The organism is Luteibacter sp. P1_D3 (assembly GCF_056406135.1).
On the sequence record NZ_JBFUAT010000016.1, the window covers coordinates 74,468 to 99,123 of the forward strand.

At 64.8% G+C, this 24,656-nt stretch carries 17 protein-coding genes; 7 read left to right on the forward strand and 10 right to left on the reverse strand.

Annotated elements, in window-relative coordinates; all coding sequences use genetic code 11:
• Positions 1-3: 3 nt before the first annotated feature.
• Entirely contained in the window at positions 4-570 is a 567-nt protein-coding gene (gene orn / locus AC1DYM_RS12305) for an oligoribonuclease (RefSeq protein ID WP_046969237.1), read from the reverse strand.
• A gap of 50 nt (positions 571-620) precedes the next feature.
• On the opposite strand from orn, the gene sbcB reads away from it, so the two are divergent.
• Positions 621-2,051, forward strand: a complete 1,431-nt coding sequence (gene sbcB, locus AC1DYM_RS12310; RefSeq protein ID WP_477338656.1) for an exodeoxyribonuclease I — start codon at positions 621-623, stop codon at positions 2,049-2,051.
• Positions 2,052-2,068: 17 nt separating this feature from the next.
• A complete protein-coding gene (locus tag AC1DYM_RS12315) occupies positions 2,069-2,755 on the forward strand; it encodes a DUF2461 domain-containing protein (protein WP_477338658.1) in 687 nt (228 codons plus the stop codon).
• A 170-nt stretch (positions 2,756-2,925) separates the two neighbouring features.
• On the opposite strand, the gene gloA2 is transcribed toward AC1DYM_RS12315, so the two are convergent.
• The 3 genes from gloA2 to ligA form a co-directional block, all read right to left on the reverse strand.
• Complete coding sequence (gene gloA2, locus AC1DYM_RS12320) at positions 2,926-3,309, reverse strand: SMU1112c/YaeR family gloxylase I-like metalloprotein (protein ID WP_477338660.1); 384 nt, start codon at positions 3,307-3,309, stop codon at positions 2,926-2,928.
• A gap of 176 nt (positions 3,310-3,485) precedes the next feature.
• Positions 3,486-4,436 carry an EF-P lysine aminoacylase EpmA gene (gene epmA, locus AC1DYM_RS12325; protein ID WP_477338662.1) on the reverse strand — a complete coding sequence of 317 codons (951 nt, stop codon included), beginning with the start codon at positions 4,434-4,436 and terminating at the stop codon, positions 3,486-3,488.
• On the reverse strand, positions 4,433-6,823 hold the full coding sequence (ligA, locus tag AC1DYM_RS12330) for an NAD-dependent DNA ligase LigA (RefSeq protein ID WP_477338664.1): 2,391 nt from the start codon (positions 6,821-6,823) through the stop codon (positions 4,433-4,435). The genes epmA and ligA overlap by 4 nt, the downstream gene beginning before the upstream one ends.
• 43 nt (positions 6,824-6,866) lie before the next feature.
• Between ligA and AC1DYM_RS12335 the strand changes: the two genes are divergently transcribed.
• Positions 6,867-8,342, forward strand: a complete 1,476-nt coding sequence (locus AC1DYM_RS12335; RefSeq protein ID WP_477338666.1) for an MFS transporter — start codon at positions 6,867-6,869, stop codon at positions 8,340-8,342.
• A gap of 33 nt (positions 8,343-8,375) precedes the next feature.
• Entirely contained in the window at positions 8,376-9,563 is a 1,188-nt protein-coding gene (locus AC1DYM_RS12340) for a cation:proton antiporter (RefSeq protein ID WP_477338668.1), read from the forward strand.
• Here AC1DYM_RS12340 and AC1DYM_RS12345 read toward each other — a convergent pair.
• Entirely contained in the window at positions 9,502-10,941 is a 1,440-nt protein-coding gene (locus AC1DYM_RS12345) for a cryptochrome/photolyase family protein (RefSeq protein WP_477338670.1), read from the reverse strand. The two genes, AC1DYM_RS12340 and AC1DYM_RS12345, sit on opposite strands and share 62 nt — an antisense overlap.
• A gap of 114 nt (positions 10,942-11,055) precedes the next feature.
• Between AC1DYM_RS12345 and AC1DYM_RS12350 the strand changes: the two genes are divergently transcribed.
• Entirely contained in the window at positions 11,056-11,505 is a 450-nt protein-coding gene (locus AC1DYM_RS12350; RefSeq protein WP_477338672.1) for a glycine zipper 2TM domain-containing protein, read from the forward strand.
• A 222-nt stretch (positions 11,506-11,727) separates the two neighbouring features.
• Complete coding sequence (locus AC1DYM_RS12355; RefSeq protein WP_477338673.1) at positions 11,728-12,606, forward strand: methylglyoxal synthase; 879 nt, start codon at positions 11,728-11,730, stop codon at positions 12,604-12,606.
• On the opposite strand, the gene lpxK is transcribed toward AC1DYM_RS12355, so the two are convergent.
• From lpxK to AC1DYM_RS12380, 5 genes are all read right to left on the reverse strand, one after another.
• Positions 12,597-13,595 (reverse strand): tetraacyldisaccharide 4'-kinase, encoded by a 999-nt coding sequence (gene lpxK / locus AC1DYM_RS12360; protein ID WP_477338675.1) that lies wholly within the window; start codon positions 13,593-13,595, stop codon positions 12,597-12,599. The two genes, AC1DYM_RS12355 and lpxK, sit on opposite strands and share 10 nt — an antisense overlap.
• Positions 13,596-13,598: 3 nt before the next feature.
• Positions 13,599-15,371, reverse strand: coding sequence for a lipid A export permease/ATP-binding protein MsbA (gene msbA / locus AC1DYM_RS12365; protein WP_477338677.1), 1,773 nt, complete (start codon positions 15,369-15,371; stop codon positions 13,599-13,601).
• Complete coding sequence (locus AC1DYM_RS12370) at positions 15,368-15,796, reverse strand: ExbD/TolR family protein (RefSeq protein ID WP_046969271.1); 429 nt, start codon at positions 15,794-15,796, stop codon at positions 15,368-15,370. Before AC1DYM_RS12370 ends, msbA begins: the two co-directional genes overlap by 4 nt.
• Before the next feature lie 3 nt (positions 15,797-15,799).
• On the reverse strand, positions 15,800-16,459 hold the full coding sequence (locus tag AC1DYM_RS12375) for a MotA/TolQ/ExbB proton channel family protein (protein ID WP_477338679.1): 660 nt from the start codon (positions 16,457-16,459) through the stop codon (positions 15,800-15,802).
• Between the two features lie 244 nt (positions 16,460-16,703).
• On the reverse strand, positions 16,704-20,066 hold the full coding sequence (locus AC1DYM_RS12380) for a GH92 family glycosyl hydrolase (protein WP_477338681.1): 3,363 nt from the start codon (positions 20,064-20,066) through the stop codon (positions 16,704-16,706).
• 249 nt (positions 20,067-20,315) lie between these two features.
• Here AC1DYM_RS12380 and AC1DYM_RS12385 point away from each other — a divergent pair.
• Positions 20,316-24,656: RHS repeat-associated core domain-containing protein (locus AC1DYM_RS12385; RefSeq protein WP_477338683.1), on the forward strand; the 4,341-nt coding region annotated here is incomplete at its 3' end.

A 24,656-nucleotide genomic window follows, 5' to 3' on the forward strand; every position in this document is an offset into this window, starting at 1 on the left:
CGATCAGCCCTGCTGGGTGCCCGCCATCGGGCCCATGAAACGGCGGTAATAGCGCAGCTCGTCGATCGAATCGCGGATGTCGGACAGCGCCGTGTGCGCGGAATCCTTGGCGAAGCCACGCGAGATCTCCGGCGACCAGCGGCGCGATAGCTCCTTCAACGTGGACACATCGAGGTTGCGGTAGTGGAAGTAGCGCTCCAGCTTCTGCATCTCGCGGTGCAGGAAGCGGCGGTCCTGGCAGATGGAGTTGCCGGCCATCGGCGACTTGCCGGCGGGCACCCACTGCTTGAGGAAGGCGATGGTGGCTTCTTCGGCCTGCTCGGGTGTGGCGTCGGATTCGACCGCGCGGCCCCAGAGGCCGGAACGCTGGTGCTGGTTGCGGTTCCAGGCATCCATTTTCTGCAGGCGGGCGTCGCTGTGCGAGATGGCGAAGACCGGGCCTTCGGCCAGCACGTTCAGATCCTTGTCGGTCACGATCGTGGCGATCTCCAGGATGGAGTCGTTGTCCGTGTCCAGACCCGTCATCTCCAGGTCGATCCAGATGAGGTTGTCCTCGTGTGCGGGCGTCATGGGTTCTCCTTGGAAGTACCCCGCAGTCTAGCGTATGCGATCATGCCCCGATGGCCGAACCGACCTTCTTCTGGCACGACTACGAAACCTTCGGCGCCGATCCCCGCCGGGACCGCCCCAGCCAGTTCGCCGGCATCCGCACCGATGCGGACCTGAACGTCGTCGGCGAGCCCCTGATGATCTACTGCAAGCCGCCACGGGACATGCCCCCGCAGCCGGCCGCCTGCCTGATCACCGGCATCGCTCCGCAGCTGACAGAACGTGAAGGCATGCGGGAAGCCGAGTTCGCCGCGGCGATCCACGAGCAGCTGGCGATGCCGGGCACCTGCACGGTGGGCTACAACTCGCTGCGCTTCGACGATGAATTCACCCGCCATCTCCTCTACCGGAATTTCTATGATCCGTACGGGCGGGAGTGGGAGAACGGCAATTCCCGCTGGGACCTGATCGACCTGGTGCGCCTGTGCGAGGCCCTGCGCCCCGAGGGAATCGTCTGGCCGACGCGGGACGACGGCAGCCCCAGCTTCAAGCTGGAGCATCTGGCCACGGCCAATGGCCTGAAACAGGACCGCGCGCACGACGCCCTCTCCGACGTCGAGGCCCTGATCGCCCTCGCCCGCCTGATCCGCCAGCACCAGCCGAAGCTCTGGGACTGGTATTACGGGCTGCGCCGCAAGCAACGGGTATTCGAGCTGCTCGACGTCGCCGCGATGACGCCGGTGGTGCACGTGTCCTCGCGCTACCCCGCGAGCCGTCACTGCCTGACCGTCATCGCGCCGCTGGCCGCACATCCTTCGCGGGCGGGCGAAGTCATCGTCTACGATCTCAGCGCCGATCCCACCGACCTGCTCACCCTCGACGACGGCGACGTGGCCGACCGCGTTTTCACCTCGCGCGCCGACCTTCCGGAAGGCGTGGAGCGGGTCGCCCTACGCACCGTGCGCGCGAACCAGGCGCCGGCGCTCGCGCCGTTGTCGGTGCTCAAGGGGGCCGATCACGGCCGCCTCGGTCTCGACATGGCCGCCGTGGAGCGCCACCTCGCCCTGCTGCGCCAGGCCGATGGCCTGGCCGAGAAGCTACGCCGCATCTACGGTCACGCCGCATCGCTGCCGCCGGCCGAAGACGCGGAACTCGCCCTTTATGGGGGCTTCCTGCCGGATGCGGATCGCCGCCTGCTCGGCGAGGTGCGCGCGACGCCGCCGGACCAGCTCGGCACCCGTGCCTTCCCATTCCGCGACCCGCGCTACCCGCAGCTGCTGTTCCGCTATCGCGCGCGCAACTGGCCGGAAACGCTCAGCCCCGACGAACAGGAACGCTGGGCAGCCTTCCGCCTCGACCGTCTCACCCGGCGCAGCGCGCTGACCACGCTCACCCTCGACGACTACAACGCCGAGCTCGCCACCCTGCGCGCCCTGCCCGGCTCGCCCCTGCCCCTGCTCGACGAGCTGGAAGCCTGGGGCCTCGAACTCGCACTGAACTGACCGACCTGACCTGACCCATGGCCAAAACCTATTTCACGCCCGCCACGTTCCGCTTCTTCAAATCGCTCATGCGTCATAACAACCGCGAGTGGTTCCACGAACGCAAGGACGATTACGAGAAACACGTACGCGAGCCCTTCCTTGCGCTCATCGGCGATCTCGATGCGCCGCTGAAGAAGATCAGCCCGCACTACCGTGCCGACACGCGCAAGGTCGGCGGCTCGCTGTATCGCATCCACCGCGATACCCGCTTCGCCAACGACAAGCAGCCGTACAAGGGCTGGCAGGGTTCGCGGTTTTTCCACGAGCGCCGCCACGAGATCCAGGCGCCGGGTTTCTACCTGCACATCCAGCCAGACGAGTGCTTCGCTGGCGGTGGCATGTGGCATCCGGAACCGCCGGTGCTGAAAAAGCTGCGCGATTTCCTCGCCGACAATCCGGATTCGTGGAAGCGGGCAACGCACGGGAAGGCATTTCGTGAGCGCTTCGAGTTCTGGGGCGAGAGCCTGACCCGACCGCCGCGCGGCTTCGATCCGAACCACGAACTGATCGAGGATCTGAAGCGGAAGAATTTCGCGGCGGGGCAGAATTTCGACGAAGCGCTGGCGTGCTCATCGGAGCTGTTGCCGTTCGTCGTCGACACCTTCAAGCGCCTCGCGCCCATGGTCGACTACCTCTGCGCAGCCCAGGAACTCGAGTTCTAAGCCGATTCATCGGCGAATAGGACATGTGGGAGCCGCTTCAGCGGCGATGCGCGTGGTAGGAGCCGATTCATCGGCGATCCCGCGACAGCGGGCCAGGTTGACTCGAGCACCCGATCGCCGATGAATCGGCTCCTACAAAAAGCGAGCCGCAGCCCGCAGATCGAGCCACCTCACCGCTCGTACAACTCGATCGGCAGATCGTCCGGATCGGCGAAGAAGGTAAACCGCTTACCGGTGAATTCGTCGACCCGGATCGGCTCGCACACGACGCCACGCGTGCCCAACGTCGCCACGACCGCCTCGACATCGCTCACGACAAAGGCCAGATGTCGCAACCCCTGCGCCTCCGGCCGCGACGGCCGTTTCGGTGGCGAGGAGAACGAGAAGAGCTCCAGCTGCACGCCGGGACTCACTTCCAGATCGAGCTTCCAGGAATCGCGTGCTTCGCGATACGTCTCGTGGATGATCTTGAGACCGAGGGTGTCCGTGTAGAACGCTTTGGACCGGGCGTAGTCGGAGCAGATGATGGCGACGTGGTGGATTGATTCGAGCATGGGGATTTTTCGTTTCCTGGGGAAGAGCATCGCCGATAAATCGGCTCCTACCGAGCAGGGGGGCGATAGCCGTACGGGTCATCGATAACCACGCAGGTCACGGCGCCCTTGTAGGAGCCGATTCATCGGCGATGGCCGCGCAGCGGCCTGGTATCACGCCGCGCAGCGGCCTCCTTTCACGCCTGCGAAAACGGAAACGCCAACACATCCGCGATCGCATCCGTATCCGCCAGCACCATCAACAACCGCTCGATGCCAAGCGCAACACCCGCGCACGCCGGCATATCACCCAGCACGCCAAGGAGCCGCTCATCCATCGGCACTTCCGCATCGCCACGCGCGCGCCGCTTTTCGTTATCCCGCTCGAACCGCGCACGCTGCTCCGATGCATCGTTGAGCTCGTGGTACCCGTTGGCCACCTCGTATTGCCCCACGTACACCTCGAACCGCTCCGCCACCGGGGGGTCGCTCTGACGAATACGCGCCAGCGCACACTGGCTGGCCGGAAACTCCGAGACGACGGTGATGCGATCGCGTGGAAATTCCGGCTGGATGCGATGTGTCATGAGCAGGTCCAGCCAGTCGTCGCGCTCGAGGCCGCCACTGGAGATGTGCACATCGGCGAGCGGCTTCCTCAACGCCTCGACCGGATCCAGCAGCGCATCCACGCCCAGCGTGTCGTGGAACAAGCCGCGATACGTGGTCTCGACGATCTCGAAGTTGCGTCCCGCCTGCAGCATCAGCCTCTCGAGCAGGTCGATCACCTCGCGCGCCAGCTTCGTATGGTCCCAGCCCAGGCGATACCACTCGAGCATGGTGAACTCGGGGTTGTGCCGCCCACCGGCTTCGCCGTTGCGGAAGACACGACCCAGTTCATAGCAATCGCCTACGCCGGCCGCGAGCAGGCGCTTGAGAGGAAACTCCGGCGAGGTGCGCAGCCAGCGTTCGCGCGCACCCGCGTCGACATGGCCACTGAAGCTCGTGTGGAAGCTCTGGATGTTCGGGTCCGTATTGCCGGCGGCAGAGAGCATCGGCGTCTCGACCTCGAGCACATCGCGTTCGGCGAAGAACCCGCGGATCGTGGCATACGTCTGCGCGCGCAAGCGCAGCGACGTCATGCGATTCATGGCGCCACGCCGTGTTCGCTCAGCAAGGCCACGAGATCCGCCTCCGTATACACCGGCACGCCGAGCTCGTTGGCCTTGTCCAGCTTGGACCCGGCCGCCTCACCCGCGAACACACCCGTGGTCTTCTTCGACACCGAGCCGGCCACCTTGGCGCCGAGCGATTCGAGCCGCTCGGTGGCGTCGTCGCGCTTGAGCGTTTCCATCGTGCCGGTGATGACGTAGGTCAGCCCTTCGAGCGGAAGCGCGCTGACGCTCTTCGACGGCAAAGCCGCAGCCAGCGCGCGCATCGCCTCGTCGGCACGACGCAGTTCGGCGACGCGCTCGTCATCGGCCAGTAGTGCCGTGAGATTCGATGCCGCCGCCTGCGGCACGCCCGCGACGATCCACTGGTGCTCGCCTGCTTTCACCAGCGCATCGAGACTGGCGTAGTTCTTTGCCAGGATGCCCGTGCTCTTCGGTCCGAGCTTCGACACCTTGGCGGCATCCAGCAGCACGTCGAGACCCAGCCGCTCGCGCAACTTGGGCGAAGGTGCGCCTTCGTCGGCAAAGGTGATCCCCGCATCGAGCAAGGCGTCGACCACCTTCTGGTTGCCCTCCTGCTCGAAGAAGGCGGCGATCGAGGTCGCGACCTCGTCGCCGATGTCCGGTAGCACCCGCAGCACGGGCGCCGGCGTACGGCGCACGAAGTCCAGCGAGCCCAGCCACGCCGCCAGCGTCTTCGCCGTGCTTTCGCCGATGTGCATGATGCCAAGGCCGAAAAGGAAACGCGGCAGCGTCGAGGCCTTGCTGGCTTCGATCGCCTCGACGAGATTTTCCGCCCACTTGGTCGCGACCTTGCCCTGCTTCACCGTCTCCGGCGTCGATCCGTCGCGCTCATCGGCCAGCGTTTTCAACTGCACGAAGCGTTCGACGGTGAGCGTGTAGAGGTCGGCCGGCGTATGCACCATGTCGAACTCGACCAGGGCATCGACGAAACGATCGCCGAGGCCGTCGATATCCATGGCGCGCCGCGAGGCGAAATGAATCAGGGCTTCCTTGCGCTGCGCGGCGCAGATCAGGCCACCCGAGCAGCGATATGCGGCGGCACCTTCTTCACGCAACAGCTCGGAGCCGCAGACCGGGCAGACCTCGGGCATCTTCCAGGCCACGGTGCCCGCTGGCCGGTTTTCCTCGACCACGCGCGCGACTTCGGGAATGACATCGCCCGCGCGACGCACGATCACCGTGTCGCCGACGCGCACGTCCAGGCGTGCCACCTGGTCGGCGTTGTGCAGCGTCGCATTGGTGACGGTCACGCCACCGACCTGCACCGGCGTCAGTCGCGCGACAGGCGTGGCCGCGCCCGTGCGACCGATCTGAATCTCGATCGCCTCGACGGTGGTCGTCTGCTCCTGCGCGGGATACTTGTGCGCAATGGCCCAACGCGGCGCACGCGAAACGAAGCCCATCTCGCGCTGGCCGGCGTAGTCGTCTAGCTTGTAGACCACGCCATCGATGTCGTAAGGGAGGCTGTCACGCTTCTCGCCGATCTTGCGGAAGTACGCCAGCAGGCCATTGAAACCCTTCGCCGTGGACACTTCCGGCGAGACAGGAAACCCCCAGTCACGCAGCTTCGCCAGCGTGGCCGAGTGCGTGTCGGGCAGCTCACCGTCTTCGACGCGGCCGACCGCATAGGCGAAGAAGGCGAGCGGACGCTTCGCCGTGATGGCAGGATCGAGCTGACGCAGCGAACCGGCGGCACCGTTGCGCGGATTCGCCAGCGGCTTCTCGCCGCTCGTACGCGCCCGCTCGTTGAAAGCCTCGAAGCCGGCGCGCGGCATGATCACCTCACCGCGCACTTCGAGTACGCGCGGCCAACCCTCGCCGCGCAGGCGCAACGGAATCGCCTTGACGGTGCGCAGGTTGGCCGTGACGTCTTCGCCGACCGCACCGTCACCCCGCGTCGCACCCTGCACGAACACGCCGTCTTCGTAGCGGAGGCTGATAGCGAGGCCATCGAGCTTGGGCTCGACCGAGAACACGGGCTCACGACGATCGAGCGTCTGCTCGATACGCCGCTCGAAGTCGGCGACTTCGCGATATCTTTCGCGAACGGTCTCGCCTTCCTGTTCGAACGCGTTGCCCAGCGACAGCATGGGCACCGCGTGGGTGACTTCGGCAAAGCCGCCCTGCGCACGGGCGCCCACGCGTCGCGTCGGCGAATCGGCGACGGCGAGCGCCGGATACTCGGCTTCGAGCGCCTCGAGCTCACGCATGAGACGGTCGTACTCGGCATCGGCGAGGGTCGGATCGTCAAGCACGTGATAGCGGTAATTGGCGTCTTCGAGGCGATGGCGGAGCGCGGTGGCGCGCTCGACGGCATCGGCCGGGGCGGGGGCTTGGGGCATGTGCGGGGTCCGTCAGGCTCTGATCGTCTATAATGTTACAGCCATGCCAGCCCACGACGTCATCGACACCCTCCCGCCGAACGACGTTCACGCCCTCTCCACCGACCGACCGGCGCTTGCGCCCGCGGAGCCCTCGAGCAGGGCCCGCTATCGCGGCCTGATCTGGCTCGTGTCGGCCGCCTTCTTCATGCAGGCGCTGGATTCGACCATCGTCAACACGGCCGTACCCGCTATCGCGGGCGCGCTGGACGTGAGCCCGCTGAGCATGCGCACCGCCCTGACCAGCTACGTGCTGACCCTGGCGATCTTCATTCCCATGAGTCCCTGGCTGTGCGATCGCTTCGGCACGAGGCGCGTTTTCGGCGCCGCCATCACCGTGTTCGCCCTGGGCTCGCTGCTGTGCGGCCTGGCGCAGACCCTGCCCGAGCTGGTCGCCTCGCGTATCGTCCAGGGCCTTGGCGGCGCGGCATTGATGCCCGTGGGCCGCTACGTGCTCGTCCGCAGCATCGACCGACGCGAATTCGTCAGCGCGATGACCACGGTGGCCACCTTCGGCCTGCTCGGCTCGGTGTTCGGCCCCCTGCTCGGCGGTGCCTTGGTGGAGTTCACCAACTGGCGACTCATCTTCCTGATCAACGTCCCGGTCGGCATCGTCGGCCTGTTGCTCAATCGCCGGGAAATGCCCGAGTACCGGCTGGAGCAGGCGAACCGTTTCGATACCACTGGCTTCCTGCTGTTCGCCGGCTCGTCCGCCTTGTTCCTGATGGCCGCCGAGACCGTGGGCACGTCGGGACACGCGCTGAGCATCGCCGGCTACGCGCTGGCCGCGGTGGGCCTGGGCATGCTGTACGTGCGGCACAGCCGTCGCACCGAACACCCGGTCAGCGATCTGTCCCTGCTCAAGGTGCGCAGCGTCTGGGTCTCGCTCGCCGGCAACCTGTTCACCCGGCTCGGCGTATCCGGCATGTACCTGCTGCTGGTGCTGTTCCTGCAGATCGGCTGCGGCTGGTCGCCCTTGCATGCCGGCCTGATGATGGTGCCGCAGGCGATCGGCTCGATTTCGGTCAAGCCCTTCATCCACCGGCTGCTCACGCAGTTCGGCTATCGCAAGCTGCTGCTCGGCAACACCATCGCGGTGTCCATCGTGCTGTGTTCGTTCGCCCTGCTCACACCGGAAACACCGATGTGGATCATCGCGAGCTTCGTCTACGTCTATGGCGCCGTGATGTCGTTGCAGTACACCGCGATGAATACCCTGGCCTATGTGGACCTGGATGTGAGCCATGCGGCGATGGCCTCGTCCATGGCATCGACCGCGCAATACCTGTCGATGAGCTTCGGCATCGCCCTGGCATCGCTGCTGATGGGCGGCTTCCTCGGCTCGCACAATGCCCAGGGCTACGTCTGGGCCTTTCGCTGGTCGGTGATCGTGCTCGGCATGATCACCCTGGCCGCCAGCTGGATTTTCAGCCGCCTGCGTGAGACGCGGGTTGGCAAAGTGGTCGACGCCACGGCATAAAGGGTTACTCTCAAGGACGATCCGGAGCATCCCATGCACGATTCCGCAGGCATACTGCTGACGCTTTTCATCATCTTCGTCGCCGCGCAGATCGGCGGCGAGATCGCTCAGCGCCTGCGCCTGCCCGCCGTGGTGGGCGAAATCGCCGCCGGCTGCGTGGTCGGGCCTTCGGCGCTGGGCTGGGTCAGCCTGCCCGATATCGCCACCGGCACGCCCCTCGATGTGCTCGCCGAAATCGGCGTCATCCTGCTCCTTTTCTCAGTCGGCCTGGAAACGCGACTCGACGATCTGAAGAAGGTCGGCGCGAGCGCCTTCATGGTCGGCGTTCTCGGCGTCATCATCCCCTTCGCCTGCGGCGCGGTATGGGCGCATGGTTCCGGCTTCGACTGGATCCGCTCGATGTTCGTCGCTGCGGTGTTCGTCGCCACCTCGGCCGGCATCACTGCGCGCGTGCTGCAGGAATTGGGCGTGCTGCAGCGTCGTGAGGCGCGGATCATCCTCGGTGCCGCCGTTATCGACGACATCCTCGCCATGCTCCTGCTCGGCATCGTTTCCTCGCTGCAAGGCGGCGGCGACGTCGATGTCGGCGGCCTGATCGGAACCTTGGCGGGCGCCATCGGTTTCGTCGCCGTGATCGGCTGGGGCGGCACGCGCGTCATGCGTCGCGGCTCCGGTTGGCTGGATAAGCCGAGCAACCCGATGTCGCCCCTTGCGATCGTGCTAGCCCTCTGCCTGGGTCTCGCCTTCCTCTCGATGAAGTTCCACCTGGCCGCGATCATCGGTGCCTTCCTCGCCGGCATGATCGCCTCGGAGACCCGCCAGCGGCATCAGCTCGAGGAACAGACTGCGCCCCTGCTGGCCTTCCTCACGCCGTTCTTCTTCGTGGTCACCGGCGCCAAGGTGAACCTCTCCGCGTTGGCCAGCGCCAGCGCGCTGGGCATGCTCGCCGTCGTCACCCTGATCGCCATCGTGTCCAAGCTCGCCGGCGGCTACCTCGGCTCGATGTCGCTGGGCCGGCGCGGCGCCCTGATCGTCGGCTTCGGCATGGTGCCGCGTGGCGAGGTCGGCGTGGTCATCGCCAGCCTTGGCCTCGCCGCCGGCGTTTTCGACGAGACGATCTATGCCGTGATCGTGGCGATGTCGCTACTGACCGCGATGGTCACGCCGCCGATCCTGGCCCTGCTCCTGAAGGACCGCTCCGGATCGACTGGTACGCCGTGAGCGCATCTTCGCGGCTGCTCTTGAGGTCGACCAGCGGCTGCGGATAGCCCGACTGTTTCAGAAACGCGGCGTCCTCCCAGGGCGCGTGGACAAGGCGACCCTTCGCGTTCGCCAGTTCGGGGACCCAGCGACGGATGTACGCGCCGTCCGGGTCGAACTTTTCCGACTGCGTCACCGGATTGAAGATGCGGAAGTACGGGGCGGCATCCGCCCCGCTCCCGGCCACCCACTGCCAGCCCATTGCATTGTTGGCCAGATCGGCATCGACCAGGGTGTCCCAGAACCACTTTTCGCCGAGCAACCAGTGCTGGCGAAGGTTCTTCGTCAGCAGGCTCGCCACCAGCATTCGCACGCGGTTGTGCATCCAGCCGGTGGCCCACAGCTCGCGCATCCCGGCGTCGACGATGGGAATGCCCGTCTTGCCCGCTTTCCAGCGCTTGAGCGCGTGGGCGTCGCGTTTTTCCCAGCGGAATGCGTTGAACTTCGGATTGAAGTTCTTTTTCGGCGTGTGCGGAAAATGAAACAGCAGATGGTGCCCGAACTCGCGCCAGCCGAGCTGCCGCAGGTACGGCTCGACATCGGCGCCGCTCTTTCGCTTCTTCACCCGATCCCGCAGCCCCTCCGCTACCTGCAGAGGCGAGATCTCGCCGAAGTGCAGGTGCGGTGAGAGGCGCGACGTCCCGTGTCGTGCCGGGATATCGCGACCTTCCACATAGTGACCCACGGCATCGTCGGCGAAGAGGTCGAGCATCTCCTGCGCGCCCTGCTCGCCCGGCGTCCATTCGGCGAAGCCGCTTGCCCAGTTCAGCGTCGGCAGCAAGCCCAGCGCATCGAGCGATGACGCTTTCGGCAACGTGGCCAGATGCATGGGCGAGGGCTCGGCGACCGGCGCAACCGCATCGATGCGCGCGCGCAGGTTGCGCCAGAACGGGGTGAACACCCGATAGGGTTCGTTCTGCTGGGTAGCGATGTCCCAGGGCTCGCACCAGAGCGCCGCATTGAACGAGGCCACCGCGATGCCCTCCTTTTCGAGTTCGCCCCGCACCCACTTGTCACGGGCGATCGCCTTGGGTTCGTAGAGGCGGTTGAAGTAGACGGCGGTCGCGCCCGTCGCTTCGATGGCGCTACGCAAGCCGTCGAGGCTGGGCCCCTGAAGGATCTGCAGACCGCCCTTGTGCCGGCCCAGGGAAGCATCCAGCGCATCGAGGGAATGGTGCAGCCACCAGCGGCTGGCCGCGCCCGGCGCCCATTCGCCGTCCTCGTCGGGGGCGTGGACATAGAGCGGCACCACCTTCGCGTGGGCGGCCATGGCGGCGTTGAGGGCGGGATTATCTGCAAGACGCAGGTCGCGGCGGAACCAGAGGATAGCTGTGCTCATCCGCCTAGTATCCACGGAACACGTGAAGCCGGAATCGCTCCATCTTCGTTCAGCCGACATGCTTAGACTGTCCCCATGCGGCTAACCCTGCCAGCCGCCCGAAAGGAGATCACCATGAATTTCAAGACCGTCCTCGGCATCCCCCTCGCCGCCCTGCTCGCCACCGCGGCCGTCGCTCCCGCCTCCGCCGCGACGATCAACCGGCCCGATGGCATCTACGTGCGCTGCGACCAGTGCGGCGTGGTCCAGAGCATCGAACGCAACGTCACCCAGGGCCGTGACCACGGCACCGCCGGTGCTGTCATCGGCGCCATCGCCGGCGGCGTCCTCGGCAACCAGGTCGGTCGTGGCAACGGCCGCAAGGTCGCCACGGTGGCCGGTGCGGTCGGCGGCGGCTTCGCCGGCAACGCCATCGGCAAGGGCGGCGGCAGCGAGAGCTACACCCTGCGCCTGAAGATGGGTGGTGGCGGCTACACCAACGTCCAGGTCGCCGACGCCTCGGCCATCCGCGAGGGCGACATCGTGGTGGTCGACGACAAGGGCAATATCCAGCGCGTTCAGTAAACGCCGCAGGTCCTCCTTGCCCTGGTTCGGAAGGCCGGCCCCTCGGGTCGGCCTTTTTTCATGCCGCGCACATGGCTGTTTGCATGCACAGTCGGACGCTTATTCCTGACAGTGCCGGTTTCCCGCATTCATACCGACGGGGGACCTGCTCCGCCACCCATCCGATCGGCCTAGGATAGAACTCGTCAACGCGGGCGCAATGACGCGCCGGACCGAAACACCATGGAATTGGGCCTGGTCACCAGCAGCACTTACCTCAGAAGCGAAGAGTCGACGCTCCTCCGCCTCCTGGGACGATGCGAAGCCGACCTTCGACGGCTGAAGGTGGGCCTGCATGTGGTCGGGAAGGCCTATGGCGCGATCGTCAGCCACGGCGTGATGTCGAACTATGAAGGCCTCCATCATTATTCGACCGACCGGTACCGAGGCCTCGTACGCATGACGGCTGACCTGGTAGGCAGTGATCCCGGCTCGCTGGATGGGGTTATCTATCTGACCTCCCCTGACGACACATCGACGCTGCTTCCCGAAGCTGTCGCTTTGAAACGCCAGTCCCTGATTCACGCGAAACCTTATCTTTCCACTGTTGCATCCGTCCTCGACTGGATCGCGACGGAGTGTCTCTGGACGGGGCATCCGCGCCGGCCGGAGCTCATCTCGACCGTCGACCTCATGTCCTCACAGACACTCGCGCTCATCGCGCACGACGGCATGAAGAAGGCCATGCTGACCTTCGTCGAGGACAATTTCGACCTGTTGTCACGCTTTGCGCGCCGTGTCTCGACAGCGTCCACGGGTGTTCGACTCAATGAGCTTGCGCGAGGGCGAGGTTGGCCGATCGATATCGCGTGGACATCGTGCTACAGGAGCGGCCCACTTGGCGGCGACGCAGAAATAGCCGATCTGGTTCTAAGGCATCAATGCCAACGCGTCATCTTCTTCTGCGACCCGCTCGTACCCCATCCGCACGATGCCGACATAAGCATGCTGGAACGCGCCATCACCGCGAATACGGAAGACATCGTCTACATCGGCAGCCCTGTCATCGCTTCGCGGTGGGCCGAGGCGGCATACAGGGCCTCCTACGTTAGTCAGCGTTGAAGCATTGCCGATGAATCGGCTCCCACCTTCACCGCGATCGCGTCGTAGAACGATTCGGGCAACACCGCGCGCACCGGCACGCGCCACCAGTTCGCACGCGCGAAGTCGCGACACTTCACCGCGTCCTTGTCCGTCATCAAGACGGGGCAACCGTCGGCGAAGGTGAAGTCGTCACGGGTGAACGCGTGGTGGTCGGCAAAGGGATGGCCATCCACGGCGATACCGTACGCCGCGAGGCTGGCGAAGAAGCGCGCTGGATTGCCGATGCCCGCAACGGCATGCGCAGGCCGCCCCGAAAAGTCGCTCAACGGCGCCGAAAGCGTCGGATCGGCCATGTTGATGGCCACGCCACCTTCCAACGTCATGCCGATCTCGTTGGCACCCGGCGATCCGCTATTGACGACGACGAAGTCCACGTCGGCGAGACGACTCGCCGGCTCGCGCAGCGGGCCCGCGGGGAGCAGATGCCCGTTACCCAGGCGACGTTCCCCGTCGATCACGCAGATCTCCACGTCGCGACCGAGCCGATGATGTTGCAGCCCGTCGTCCGCGAGAATCAGGTTGCATCCGGCATCGATCAGCCGCTGCGCTGCTTCCGGACGCTCGCGCCCGATGGCCACCGGGACGCCACTCTGGCGAATCAGGCTCGGCTCATCACCGACTTTCGAGGGATCGTCCTGACCGGTGAGCAGATAGGGGCCACGCTCGCTGCCGCCGTAACCACGACTGACGACACCGGGAACGAAACCGCGCGCCGACATCGCTGCCGCCAGGGCGACGATCAGCGGTGTCTTGCCGGTACCGCCGATGGTGATGTTGCCAACGACGACCACCGGCACCGACAGGCGCACCACCGAGGAGGGATCGGCTCGAAAAGCGTCAGCACGACGCCGCACAACGGCGCGATACAGCGCCTCGAGAGGCAGCGTCCAGAGCGGCGGCTTGCCGCCGCCGTACCAGCGTCGTTGCAGTGAGGCGCCCAGGCCCACGGCTTAGCTCGCCGCTTGCTCGTGGAACTGCATGCGGTGCAGGGCCGAATACTGGCCGCCCTTGTCGAGCAGCTCGCGGTGCGTGCCAAGCTCGACGATGCGGCCCTGATCCATCACGGCGATCTGGTCGGCGTGCTCGATGGTCGACAGGCGATGCGCGATCACCAGGGTGGTGCGGTCGCGCATCAGGCGGGTGAGCGCATCCTGGATCAGACGTTCCGACTCGGTATCGAGCGCGCTGGTCGCTTCGTCGAGGACGAGGATCGGAGCGTTCTTGAGGATGGCGCGCGCGATGGCGATGCGCTGGCGCTGGCCGCCGGAAAGCGAATTACCGCCCTGCCCGATCTGCGTGTTCAGGCCTTCCGGCAAGCGCTCGATGAACTCCATCGCGTTGGCGGCCTTCGCCGCCGCGGTGATGTCGGCCTCGGAAGCACCGGCCATTTCGCCATAGGCGATGTTGGCCGCCACGGTGTCATCGAACAGCACGACGTTCTGCCCGACCCAGGCGATCTGCCGACGTAGCGAAGGCAAGGTGTACTGCGAATAATCGCGACCGTCGACCAGGATGCGGCCTTCGGTAGCCTGGTAAAAACGCGGCAGCAGGCTGACGAGGCTCGACTTGCCGCTACCGGAGCGGCCGACGAGCGCCGTCACCGTACCGGGCTGGCAGACCAGGTCCACGCCACGCAGGGCAACGTGGTTATTGCGCTCGTACACCAGGTGGACGTTCTCGAAACGGATGTCGCCCTTGGTCCGGACGAGGTCTTCCGTACCGGTGTCGATCTCGGCCGGCGTATCGATGATCTCGAACAGGTCTTCGGCCGCCGTCACGCCCTTCTGCAGGCTGGCCTGGATGCCGGCCAGGCGCTTAAGCGACGGCAGCATGCCACCCATGGCGGTGAGCACGGCGGTGAAAATGCCGGGAGTGATCGTCTCGATGACGCCGGGACGCGAGCCGAGGAACACCAGGGTTGCGAGCGCGATGGCGCCGACCGTCTGGATCGTCGCACTGGAGGCCGCGCTGGTCGCGGAGACCTTGAGGTTGAGGCGGCGCTGGCGCTCGGCGATTTCGCCAAAGCGATCGCCTTCCCTCGCCTGACCACCGTAGATGCGCACTTCGCGGTTGGCCGCGACGGCTTCTTCCACGGCGCTGGTCACCGTGCCCATGTTGCCCTGGATACGCTTGCTGATCTTGCGGTAGCGACGGCTGATCACCGTGACGATCACCACCACGCAGGGCACCAGCACAAGCAGCGCCATCGCCAGATAGGCGCTCCAGTACAACATGACGCAAAGCATGCCGACGACGGTGAGGCCCTCGGTCACTGCGACCTTCAACGAATCCGCGGAGGCCGACGCGACCTGTTCGCTGGTGTAGGTGATCCGCGAGATCTGCTGTCCCGATGGCTCTTTGGCAAAGAACGTGGCCGGCAGGCGCAGGTACGAGGCGAAGACATCGATCCGGATGGCCTGCACCACGTTACGCCCGACGTAGGCAATGCCGTAGTCGGTGGCGTAAGAAGCGACACCGCGTATGGCGAAGATGACGATGATCCAGATCGGCATCCAGAAGATCGTGTAGGGATCTTTCTCGACAAATATCTTGTCGACCAGGGTCTTGAGCAAGCTGGTGAACAGCGACAGACACGCCGGGTCGATGATCATCCCGAGCACGGCGATCAGCCCGGCGGCACGAAAACGCTTCGTGTAGCCGAGCAGGCGCTTGTAGGTCTGCCACGTCTTTGCGTCCCAGACCGAGATTTTTTCCTTGCTCACCGCGCCGGACCCGCCTCACTGGGCGTGGTCGCGATCGACAGACGGGTGAAGCCCACCTGGCCGAGCGCGTCCATCGCGCGAACCACGTTCTGGTGCGGCGTCATCGCGTCGGCACGGATCACCACGAGGCGATCGCGGTCGTTGCCGGCGACACGCTCGATGGTCGCCTTGAGCGGTTCGATGCCCTCGCCGAGCACCTCGTCGCTGCCGACCGAGTAATGGCCATCACGGTCGACGACCAGGGTCAGCGCGTTGTCCGTGGACTCGCGCGCCTGGCTGTCGGCCTTGGGCAGGTTGACCTTGAGACGGGAGTGCTCGACGAAGGTGGTACTGAGCACGAAGAACATCAGCAGGGTCAGCAGCACGTCGATCAACGAAATGACGTTGATCTCGAAATCGTCCTCGCGACGGGAACCGATGCGCATGGATCAGCCAGCCTGCGAGGTCGCGGCTTCCGACGCGGCGGTGCGACGGCGCGGGACCGGGCGCGGCGCGGAGAGATCGTCGAGCAGGGCCGTGGCTTCCTTCTCCATCTGGACGACGTAGCCGCCGACCTTGGAACGGAAGTAGCGGTGCAGCACGTACGCCGGGATCGAGACGACCAAGCCGAATGCCGTGCAGATCAGCGCCTCGCCGATACCGCCGGCCATCTTGGTCGGATCGCCGATACCGCCAGCCATCACGCTGAGGAACATGCGGATGAGGCCGATGACGGTACCCAGCAGGCCGAGCAGCGGACCGATGAGGGCAACGGTACCGAGCGTATTGAGGTAGCGCTCCATGCGATGAACCACATGACGGCCGGTGTCCTCGATGCGCTCCTTGATCAGCTCACGCGGGCGGTCGCGCACCGCGAGTGCGCCGGCGAACAGCTCACCCAACGGGGAGCCCTTCTCGAGCGCGTCGAGGTGGGCGGCGTCGAGCGAGGACGAGCGTGCCCACTCGCGCACTTCGGCACCCAGGCCCGGCGGAAACACGGCGGCGCGGCGCAGCGCCCAGAAACGCTCGAGAACGATGGCGAGCGCAACGAACGAACAAATGAGGATCGGCAGCAAAGCCCAGCCGCCAGCCAGAAGGATCTCGAGCACGTCAACCCCGAATGAACAATGTCAGGCCGGCATCATAGCAGGGCCCGCCACGGGGACTGAGGCGCCCTTAACAGTTGCGAGATCGGGACAACTCGGTAGGAGCCGATTCATCGGCGATCCCTGCGGAGACGAGCGAGAACTGGTAGGAGCCGATTCATCGGCGAACCCTGCGGAGATGGGCGGCCAAGGTTCGCCGCGAGCACCCATCGCCGATGAATCGGCTCCTACCGAGCAAAAGCCCGTCTTACTTGTGGCCGAGGAACTCCACTTCGCTCAGATCCAGCCCGTTCGTATCACCGGCAACGAGACGCAGCCGGTACCAGGCGTACGCGCCCGGCGTCCCCACGGCAAAGGCGCGGGTCTGCCGGCGCCACGGCCAGGTCTCGCCGTCGCGCTTGTCCACGGCCTGGTAGTGCTTGCCGTCCGTCGATCCTTCGAGCACCCACCCGGACGCATCGCCGGGCTTGGCGCCGGAGGTCAGCGTGAGCATCTCGACGGTTACCGGCTTGGCGAAATGCCAGCCGACCACCGCGTCCTTCGCGGCGAGATGCGCCGAGGTGTCCGAGGTGTTGTCGAACAGCGTGTCCAGCTCCGGCCCCTTCAAAGAACCGAAGGCCTTGCCGCCCTCGCTCGTCAAATCAACGAGCGGCGCTGGCTTGCTGCCTTCGGCGCTGATGGAAGCCGGCAGCGCATCGGCACCCGTGCCCCAGGTCGACGGCGTCGGCCCCATGGTGAACTCGAGCGTGGCACCCTTGGCCAGCAATTCGTGCGGCAGGGTCACCTTGTTCCAGGGCTGGCCGTTGACCGTCAGCGACTGCACATAGCGATTCGTGTCGCTCACGCCCGGTGCCTTCACGTCGATCGTCGCGCCGCTTTCGAGGCGGATGCTCATGTGCGGGAAGTGCGGCGCACCGATGACATACTCCGGCGTGCCCATGCGCAGCGGATAGAAGCCCGCGGCACCGAACAGCCACCATGCCGACATCTCACCGTTGTCCTCGTCACCCGGATAACCCTGGCCAATCTCGCTGCCGACATACAGACGGGACACCGCGTCACGCAGCTTGTCCTGCGTCTTCCAGGGCTGGCCCGCTTCGTCGTACATCCAGATGATGTGGTGCGAGGGCTGGTTCGAATGGCCGTACTGGCCCATGCGCACGTCGCGGGCCTCGAGCATCTCGTGGATCACGTCGCCGTAGTCGCCCACGTCGTACTTGCCCGGCGTGCTGAAGAACTGGTCGAGCTTGGCACCCAGCGCCTCGCGGCCACCGTAGAGCGCAGCCAGGCCGGCACCGTCCTGCGGCGCGTGGAAGGCCATGTTCCAGGCATCGGTCTCGGTGTAATCGCCACCCCAGCGAATCGGACTGAACTGCTTCGCATCCCAGCGCCACTTGCCGGCCGCATCACGCGCGACGAAGAAACCGACGGCGGGATCGAACAGGTTGGTGTAGCCGAGGGCGCGCGAGCGATACCAGGCGGCATCGTCGGCGTAGTTGGCGCGATACGCGTCCCCGGCCGGCGCATCCTTAGCCAGCGCCCTGGCGAGGTTGCCGATCGCGAAGTCGTTGATATAGCCGTCCATCGACCAGGACAGACCTTCTTTCACGCCATCATCGGTATAGCCGTTGAACAGCGAGCGCTGGATGCCCTTGCGGCCGGCGCCCTTCTCCTCGCTGACGCTGGACGCGTTGCGGATGGCCGACTGGTAGAAGGCCGAGACGTCGAAGTTACGCACGCCCTTGAGCCACGCATCGGAGAAGGCGACATCCGAGCTGGTGCCCACCATCAGGTCGGCATACCCCGGCGACGACCAGCGCGCGATCCAGCCGGCGTCGCGGTACTGCTGCACGAAACCGTCGATCATCTTGCCGGCTTCGGTCGGCGTGAGCAGCACATATGCCGGCCACGCGGTGCGATACGTATCCCAGAAGCCGTTGTTGACGAACGGCTGGCCGTCGACGATGCGTGCGCCGGTCGTCGTATCGGTGTTGCTGCCGGCAGGCGCCGAGAACGGGCTGGCATAACGCCATACGGGGGCGTCCTTGCTACCGGTGTTCTCGTACGCATGGTTCGGATAGAGGAACAGCCGGTACAGGTTCGAGTACAGCACCGTCTTCTCGTCCGGCGACGCACCCTCGACCTTGATCGCGCCCAGGCGATCGTCCCAGGCCTTGCGTGCATGCTCGCGGACGCTGTCGAAGGTATCGTCCGCCGCGATCTCCTGCGCGAGGTTGGCCTTGGCCTGGTCGACACCCATCAGCGACGTGGCGATGCGCATAGTGACCACGCGATCGCCCTTCTTCGCCGTGTCGAAGCCGAACCACGCCGAGGCGGCATCGCGCTTCTCGCCGGTCAGGCGGCCGCTCTCGGTCACCGGCTTGTCGAAGACGGCGTAGAAGAACAGGCGCGTGGCACCGGTCGACAGGCTGCTCTTCACATCCGACCAGCCCTGGATGCTGCGCTGGCCGGGATCGAGCGTGACCGAGGCCTTCTCGTTGAGGTTGTCGAAAACCAGCTGGGAGCGCTTGTCGGTGAAGGTGAAGCGGAAGATCGCCGCACGGTCGGTTGGCGTGATTTCGGTCGTGATGCCGTTGTCGAAGCGCACCCGGTAGTAATCCGGATGGGCCAGCTCGGCATCGTGACCGAACGACAGCGCACGTGTCTCGCGCTTGAGCGCCGGGGCGCCCGAGGCTACCTGCGCGGGCATGACCTGGAAGGTCTGGCGCTCACCCATCCAGGGGCTCGGCTCGTGCGAGAGCGCGAAGGCCTCGATGCGCGGACGGTTGTCGTCGCCGTTGCGGGCCTGGTACTGGTAGAGCCAGTTGGAGCCGGCGTTGGTCGTCGGCGTCCAGAAGTTGAAGCCGTGCGGCATCGCCACCGCGGGGAAGTTATTGCCGCGCGAGTAGTTTTCGTTGGCATTGGAGCCCCGACGCGTGTCGACGTAATCGGTCGGATGCGTGCTGTTGATCGCCTTGACATCGCCGATGCGGACATCGTCGAGGTAACCCTCGAAGGCTTCGCCTGCCGGTGCGGCCGCGGTGAGTTCGATCGAGCGGACGCGACGGCCCTTGGCCACGCTGCCCAGATCCACGCTCACATAGTTCCACTGGTCGGGATAGAGCACGCGACCTTCGCCCTGCCCCTTCGCCGTGGCGGGCACGCGATGCTGGTCGAGCGCTGCGCTGGTGGAAAGGCGCGAGCCGTCGTCGAAGACCAGGTCCACAGCCACATAGTTCGCCGGATTGACCAGGTCATCCTTGTTCGAGCGCGGGAAGACCAGCCAGGACAGCACCGTGTCGTCGCCGATGCGGACATCGGTATCGAACAGCTTCGTCGTCGCCGGCGACCCGCTGCCATTGCCCGCGTAGCGCAGGGAATGCATGCCGGTGAAGCCGACGTTGGCCTTGGCCGTCAGGACGGCGTCGGCCGGCGGCCCACCGACCACGCTAACGTCGAGCGCACCCTTCGCCGCCAGCGGCGCGGGCTGACCCGACTCGAAGGAGCTGTCAAAGCGCCGGGTGGCCGCGAGAGCCCCCACCGGTACCACAAGAGACGCCGTCACCAGGGCGAATGCCGCCCTGCCCCAACCGTGCTTCGATACCGTCACGCTCATCCCCTTGTCTAGCGGAACCCGCATTTAAATCGTTCTAAATTGGGAATGTCAAACGGCGGTGCAGCAAGGGGGTGTGTAGGAGTTCCCCTACAGACTTCCGGATATGGCCGATTTAGGATTCGCCGCGACGGCGCCCGACGGTTGGGGGACTCGGGCCACGGCGCGGCAGGACACGCCCCCATTACCTGTGCTCGGACGCCATGGCGCCGGCGCTGACGTTGTATTCCGTGGTGGAGCGAACCGATGAACCGGATATGGATTTTCCTTCTGCTGTGCTTCTGTTCGCCGTTGGTCTACGCGCAGAACTACAACGCCGTCAGTACCTACACCGCGACGAATCCGCAGTGGGACGGCGACACCGCGAGAGATTGGACCGAAACCCACACGGCCGCAAACTGGGCCGCTTATTTTGCGGCGGCCGGCTCGCCGGAGACCTGTGCGCTTCAAAACTGGCGAGAGGATCCATCGCAGGCGGCTTACAATGCAGACCAGCACAAACACACCACGACCTACGTGGCGGATACGCGTTGCGTCATTCCACTTCCGGGGTATCCGCCTGAGATCATCTACTCAGCGTCCATCAACTACCAGGTATACAGCTGCGACGAGGGTTATCACTGGGGAGAGGGCCCCTTAGGCAATTACGGTTGCCAAATCAGCCCGCTCGATCCCGGAACCAACAATGGCCCCGGCGCAGGCTGCGATGGCGGCGAAGGGCACGATGGCGACGGCAAGGACCCGGGGCCAAGTTGCTCCAGAAACCAAGGAAGTGCGAATACCAGTGCCGCAGCCGACGTCGCCGATCTATCGGTCGGCGATCCCATCAATACGGCCACCGGCAACAAGTACATCCAGGAAGATGATTTCACGGCCGACCCATGGCTGACCTTCCGACGCTTCTACAACAGCGCGCCCGACGGCATCTTGACCCCGATGGGTGCACGCTGGAGCCATTCGTTCAACCGTACTCTTGCCCGCTACAGCCCCGGGTCGCCTACGCTCGTTGTGAATCGCCCTAATGGCGTGCGTGAATTCTTCCGGAAATCAGGCACCGCCTGGACGACCACCGCGAACAACCCTGATCAGCTGACTGAGTTCACTGACACGTCCGGGCAAACGACCGGATACACCTTTCGGGTCGCTGCCCTACACCACACCGAAACGTACAGCGCAGATGGGCGCCTCCTCACTATCCAGGACGCCACCGGACAGGTCGCCACGCTCGCCTACAGCGACGCGTCGACTGCATCGGCCGTGGCGCCGAAGCCAGGGCTATTGATTTCGGTTACAGCCCCAAACGGTCGCCAGTTGTCGTTCACTTACGACTCCGCCGCGCTCGTCCATCAGGTTATCGCCCCGGATGGCAGCACATTTGTCTATGCCCATGACATTCATAACGCGCTGAGCTCCGTTCAATACCCGGACGGAAAGACGCGCCAGTACGTCTATGGGGAGTACGCGTTCACCAGCTACCAGGAGATGCGGACAACGCTGACCGGGACGATCGATGAAAACGGCGTTCGCTACGACGAAACGTCCTATGACGTGAACGGACGGGCTGTCTATACCCAGGCTCCGTCCGGTGCAGGAAGGGTCTCAGTCGCCTACAACGCGGATGGTTCGTCGGACGTAACGTATCCACTCGGCGGGATCTCGCATCAGGCCTTCACCATCGTCCAGGGCCTGGCTCGCGTGGCGACCCTCGACAAGCCATGCGGCGAATGCGGCCAACCGTATGCATCGCGCACCTATGACGCCAACTCCCGTCCGTCCACGTACACCGACTTCAAGGGTCATGTCCGTGCGACGACCTATGACGTCAATGGCTTGATGACGGAAGAGATCGATGCACAGGGAACCCCCGATCAGCGCACTATCAATACCACCTGGAATACGACCCTCCGCGTGCCGTTGACCCGTGTCGTCAAGGACAACGCCGGAAACACGGTCAGCAAAGAAGGCTGGGACTACAGCGCCACCGGCTTGACCACGGCCGCATGCCTCATCGATGCCATCGCGGCGCCTTCTTACACCTGTTCGGCAGCTGGCACCGCGCCGGCAGGTGTCCGTCGTTCGGTCATGACCTACTGCACGGCGATCGACGGCACGACCTGTCCATTGACCGGCCTGCCCCTCCAGATCGATGGACCGCGTACGGACGTCACCGACACGGTGACTTACGCGTACTACCTCACGACCGACGAGTCAGGCTGCGCCTCCCTGGGCGGCACCTGCCACCATCTTGGCGATGTGCAGTCGGCCACCGGCGGCACCGGCCTCGTGACCACCTACGTGGCCTACGACAAGGCGGGACGGCCGACACGCGTGCAAGCGCCGAACGGCGTGTTGACCGACATCACGTACACGCCTCGTGGCTGGCTCGCGACAAAGACCACAAGGGCATCGGCGGATGGGACACCCTCCGCGAGCGACGCCGTCACTACGATCGCCTACAACCCGGACGGCACGGTGCAGCAAGTCAAGGATGCCGACGGTGTCACGGCGACCTATACCTACGACACCGCCCACCGCCTCACTGACGTTACAGATGGATCAGGGAACCGGGTCCACTACACCCTGGATGCTGCGGGAAATCGAACCAGCGAACAGGTGCTGACGTCATCTGGCGCGGTCGTCCGCTCTCTAGGCCGCACGTTCAATCCCCTGGGCCAGCTCACCGCACTGACCGACAGTCTTGGCCGCACCGTGTTCTCGGCCACCAGTACCGACAGCTACGACGCCAACGGCAATCTGGTCCATACGACCGATGGCCTTGGCGTCCAGAAGAAACATGTCTTTGATGGTCTGGATCGTCTGGTCAGCACGCTCAAGGACTACCAAGGGTCCAATACGGCGACGGCGAACAGCCAATCGGTCACGACCTTCGATGCACTCAACCGCACCACCGGGTTCAGTGATCCGGACGGTCTGAACACGACGTACGACATCGACGCGCTCGGCAATGCCACCGGCCTGCACAGCCCGGACACGGAAACCACCACGCGCACATTCGACGTCGCCGGCAACGTCACGAGCTCGACCGACGCGACGAATGTCAGCCACGCGTCGACGTTCGATGCGGTCAATCGCCCGCTGACCACGACCTATCCCGACGCCGCACTCAACGTCCAGTACAAATACGACGAAGCGGACTCGGTCACCGGTTGCACAGGTAACTTTGGCAAGGGTCATCTGACCCGCATCATGGAGGGCAATGGCGGCATCGCCTGGTGCTATGACAGTCGCGGCAACGTGATCAAGAAGCAGCAGACCGTCGGTACCGACACACGGACGACAACGTACACGTGGACGCTGGCCAATCGTCTTCAGTCCGTCACCACGCCGAACGGCACGGTGATTACGTACGCCCGGAACCTGCTTGGCCAGATCACATCCGTCACGGCAATGCCCTCCGGTGGCGCGACGACTACCGTCGCTAGTGCTGTGGCCTACCGGCCATTTGGCCCCGTTGCCAGCTACGTGCTGGGCGATGGCCAGACGGTCACCATGACGTATGACGCAACCGGCGCCCTGACCGACATCGCAAGTACCGCGTTCTCTTTGCACGTCAAGCGCGATGCGGTGGGGAACATCGTCGCCCTCGGCGATACTGCGGGTGTTACTACGCCGACGGAAACCTATGGCTATGATCCACTTTACCGCCTGACCGGCGTGAAGGCGGCCAGCGGGTCGGACATCGAGGCGTACACCTACAACCGCACGGGCGATCGATTGACGAAGGCCGCTCCCGGCCTCCTGACCGGGACGTACAACTACGACCCGAACACCCATCATCTAATGGGGGTAGGTACGACGACGCGTCAAGTCGATGCGCGCGGCAACACGACAGCCGATGTCCTCGCGTCGGGTGCCTATGGATACGGATACAACGTCCGGAACCGCCTCACTGTTGTTCAGAACAATGGCATTACCGTTGGCAGCTACGTCCTTAACGCATTGGGCCAACGTGTTCAGAAGACAGTCGGAAGTGCGAGCACCCGATTCGAATACGATGAGGACAGTCGGTTGCTCGCCGAGAGTACAGGCCAGATGAGCCGCGACTACGTGTGGATGGACAGCATGCCTGTCGGCGTTGTCGACCGCACAGGGTCCGCGGCTGCAACTAGCTTCATTCACGCAGATGGCCTGGGATCTCCCCGTGCCGTCACGAACTCGACAGGCGTTGTGCTGTGGCAGTGGGCTTATAACAGCAATCCCTTTGGCGAGAAAATGCCGACTTCGACCGCGGGCTACACGCTTAATCTGCGTTTTCCTGGGCAGTATTTCGATGCCGAATCAGATTTGATCTACAACGTCAATCGTGACTACGAAGCGGCCACGGGACGCTATATCCAGAGCGACCCGTTCGGAGTCTTGGTCGATGCATCCACGTATGCATATGCGTTACATCGTCCGCTGGATATCTCTGATCCTACGGGGCTGGCTCCGCCAAACAATAATGCGTGGCGAAATTTCTGTTTACTGTATTTCCTCGCGTGCAACATGAATCATCCGCTTCCAGGCACGTCTCCGCCTGATCCATCGCTACCAGGCGCACCTGGACAGTACGAGCCTACCCTAGAC